This window comes from Dietzia cercidiphylli (assembly GCF_014145145.1).
Classification (GTDB): Bacteria; Actinomycetota; Actinomycetes; order Mycobacteriales; family Mycobacteriaceae; genus Dietzia; species Dietzia natronolimnaea.
The window spans coordinates 1-3,440 of the sequence record NZ_JAALEA010000546.1 but is presented as its reverse complement, the minus strand read 5'-3'; the positions used below and the strand labels follow the sequence as shown (position 1 = coordinate 3,440).

The following is a 3,440-nucleotide window of genomic DNA, read 5'->3' as shown; positions in this document are numbered from 1 at the left end:
GCTCACCCCGCGGCCGAGGGCGCGGTAGGTCCAGCCGGCGGCGCGCCAGTCGTCGGCGGGCATGCAGTTGCGGCCGTCCAGCATGATCCGCCCGCGCGCCACCGCCGTCACGGCCGCCGGGTCCAACTCGAGGAACTCGGCCCACTCGGTGGCCACCAGCACCACGTCCGCACCCTCACACGCCTCGATCGCCGAGTCGGCGTACGCGAGCGTCGGGAACAGGGCCCGCGCGTTGTCCAGCGCCTGCGGGTCGTACACCACCGCCTGCGCCCCCTTGAGGGACAGCATCCCGGCCACGTTCAACGCCGGGGAGTCGCGCACGTCATCGGAGTCCGGCTTGAACGCCGCCCCCAGCACCGCGATCGTCTTGCCGATCAGCATCCCCCCACACGCCTCGGTCGCCAGATCGACCATCCGCTCCCGGCGCCGCATGTTGATCGAGTCCACCTCCCGCAGGAACGACATCGCCTGATCGGCACCCAACTCCCCGGCGCGGGCCATGAACGCCCGGATGTCCTTGGGCAGGCACCCCCCACCGAAGCCCAGACCGGCACCCAGGAAGCGCCGACCGATCCGCGGATCCATCCCGATCGCGTCCGCCAACACCGTCACATCCGCGCCCGCCGCCTCACACACCTCCGACACCGCGTTGATGAAGCTGATCTTGGTCGCCAGGAACGCGTTCGCGCTGACCTTGACCAACTCGGCGGTCGCCAGGTCCGTCACGATCACCGGACACGGGTCCGAGTCCAGGATCGGCGCGTACGCCCCGCGCACCGTCTCCTCGACCGGCCCACCCGGCTCACGCACCCCGATCACGATCCGATCCGGCGTGAGCGTGTCGGCCACCGCGAAACCCTCCCGCAGGAACTCCGGGTTCCACGCCACCTCGACGTGCACCCCGGCGGGGGCGTGCCAGTCGGCGATCTCCTGCAACCGCGCCGCCGTCCCCACCGGCACCGTCGACTTGCCCACCAGCACCGCATCCGCGGTCAACAGCGGCGCCAACCGGGCCACCACGTCCTCCACATACGAGGTGTCGGCCGCGAACTCCCCCTTGCGCTGCGGGGTACCCACCCCGATGAAGTGCAGGTCCGCGAACTCCGCGGCCTCGGCATAATCCGTGGTGAACCGCACCCGACCGGCCTCCACCTGCCGCCTCAGGATCTCCGGCAACCCCGGCTCGTAGAACGGCACCTCACCGGCCCGCAGGCGCTCGATCTTCGCCTCGTCCACATCCACACCCAGCACCTCGTGACCCAACTCGGCCATACAGGCGGCATGGGTGGTCCCCAGATACCCGGTCCCGAACACGGTCATACGCATAGCGCAGTTCTACCGTCCCCGGACGACCTCCCGGGAACACCGGGGTGAACGCGGGACGAGCGTACTGTGGCCGGGCCCGGGTCGCCGACGGGCCCGGGTCGCCGACGGGCCCGGTTCGGCAACAGTCCCGGTCAGCGGAAGTTGAGGTACGCCTTGGAGGCGGTCGGGCCGCGCTGTCCCTGGTACTTCGAGCCCGTCGCGGCGGTGCCGTACGGGACCTCGGCGGGGCTGGACAGCCGGAACAGGCACAGCTGGCCGATCTTCATCCCCGGCCACAGCGTAATGGGCAGGTTGGCCACGTTGGACAGCTCGAGGGTGATGTGCCCCTCGAACCCCGGGTCGATGAACCCGGCGGTCGAGTGCGTGAGCAGACCGAGTCGACCGAGTGAGGACTTTCCCTCGAGCCGGCCCGCCAGGTCGTCGGGAAGGGCCAGGCGCTCGAGGGTCGCCCCCAGGACGAACTCGCCCGGGTGCAGCACGAACGGGTCCCCTGACGCGGGTTCGACGAGTTCGGTGAGGTCGTCCTGCTGCTGCGCCGGGTCGATGTGGGTGTAGCGCGAGTTGTTGAACACGCGGAACAGGCTGTCCAGTCGGACGTCGATGCTCGACGGTTGGATTAGCGAGGAGTCGAGAGGGTCGATCGTGAGCCGCCCGTCGGCGAGCTCGGAGCGGAGGTCACGGTCGGAGAGCAGCACGGTCTAGAGGGTATCGCGACCCCCCGGCGAGCAGGCGGAGCTGGGTGCCCAACTCGGTGACGCTCACGCACGCCTCGGCGAAGGGCAACCGCTCCCGGTGGATGCGCCCGTCGCGCCCGACGAGCTCGATGTCCACCCCGGCGCGGTCGATGCCGACCAGCAGTGGCCGCTCGGCCGGGAGGCAGCGGCACACGCGCAGCGCCATCCGCGGCACCACCTGGCAGCGCGGGTCGTTGAGATGGTCAAGCCAGTGCCCCTCGAGGTCGGCGAAGGGGTCGGGCCCGGAGGTCGCCAGGTCCTCGGGGTCGATGTCGGTCACCCCGTCGTCGTCGGTCAGCACGATCCGCTCCGCGCGGAGCCGGACCAACGCGACACCGGTCCCCACGTCCAACAGGACGGGGTCCGGGAGGTCGCGGGCGATCTCGCCCGCGGTGCGGCGCTGGGCGCGCACGCCCGGCAGCTCCACACGACCCTCGACGACGACGATGCGGCGACAGCGCCCCTCGGCCGCTCCCCCGATGATCTCGTCCAGGACCTCGAGCCTCGCCCGCACCCCGCCCACGCCGATCGTGACCGCGTAGGCCGTCGGTAGCGCGACCCAGAGGTCGGCGGTCCCGGGCACCTGGTGCACCAGGCCCACCCCGGGAGGGGTCACGGCGCCCGGGCCGGAGGGTAGACCCAGGGTGGCCCGGGGGCACCGGCGCAGCGCCGAGCTCACTCGTTCCGCGGGCTCCGGGACAGGCCCCACCAGTGATCGCATGCCATCTCCTCGTCGACAGTTCCCGCACCGCTCCGACGCCTCCAGGGAAAGGCGCCGGAACGGTCCGGGGGCGGGGACGTGACTACCCGCAGCGACTAACTTAGGTAAGGCTTACCTCTAGCGCAAGGGTTTTGTGCACACCGGCGGGAAAATGTTGGAGAAGACCCGAGCCGGACTCACCCGGCGAGGCGGTCCAGCTCGCTCTGCACGTCCTCGGAATCGCCGCAGACCAGCGCGAACGGGATTCTCACGACCTCCCTGGGCCCGGTCGCGGAGCCGACCGAGAGATCCAGGCCGAACCTGTCGATGCCCACGATCCACGGGCGTGTGCCGGCGATCTGGCGGCCGGCGCGGAGAGCCAGTCGCGCCGCGAGTCCGCTGTCGGCTCCGAGGCGGCGCAACCACGCCTGCTCGTCGATGCCGATCGGGTCGACCGCCGCCGCTGCGAGGTCACCCCGGGGGATCGCGTACGCGCCGTCAGCACACAAATAGGAGACCCCGAGCGGCTGCAGTTCGCTCAGCCTCAACGATCCGGCCTCCCCGTTCGGGCCGGGCCCGCCGTCGGCGGCGACCAGCCTGCGTCGCCGCGGTGCCGAGGACGCCGTGACGATCCCGGAGATGGTGACCACACCCCGCGCCACGGCGCACTCGTCGTCACA

The 3,440-nt window shown here is 71.2% G+C and carries 4 protein-coding genes; all 4 read right to left on the bottom strand.

Translation table 11 applies throughout. The features are described 5' to 3' along the window. A partial coding sequence (locus G6028_RS17265; protein WP_182659594.1) for a UDP-glucose dehydrogenase family protein occupies positions 1-1,326 on the bottom strand: 1,326 nt, incomplete at its 3' end. Positions 1,327-1,457: 131 nt separating this feature from the next. Further along, the gene (gene dcd / locus G6028_RS17260) at positions 1,458-2,021 is read right to left on the bottom strand and encodes a dCTP deaminase (protein WP_017838407.1); all 564 of its coding nucleotides are present in this window, start codon (positions 2,019-2,021) and stop codon (positions 1,458-1,460) included. Then, positions 2,002-2,781 (bottom strand): hypothetical protein, encoded by a 780-nt coding sequence (locus G6028_RS17255; protein ID WP_017838406.1) that lies wholly within the window; start codon positions 2,779-2,781, stop codon positions 2,002-2,004. Before G6028_RS17255 ends, dcd begins: the two co-directional genes overlap by 20 nt. 176 nt (positions 2,782-2,957) lie before the next feature. Beyond that, positions 2,958-3,440: DUF2470 domain-containing protein (locus G6028_RS17250; protein WP_241730859.1), on the bottom strand; the 483-nt coding region annotated here is incomplete at its 5' end.

Bases quoted from the DNA above. Each gene is read 5' to 3' on its own strand.
- G6028_RS17255 (WP_017838406.1), bottom strand. From the start codon at position 2,781: ATGCGATCACTGGTGGGGCCTGTCCCGGAGCCCGCGGAACGAGTGAGC.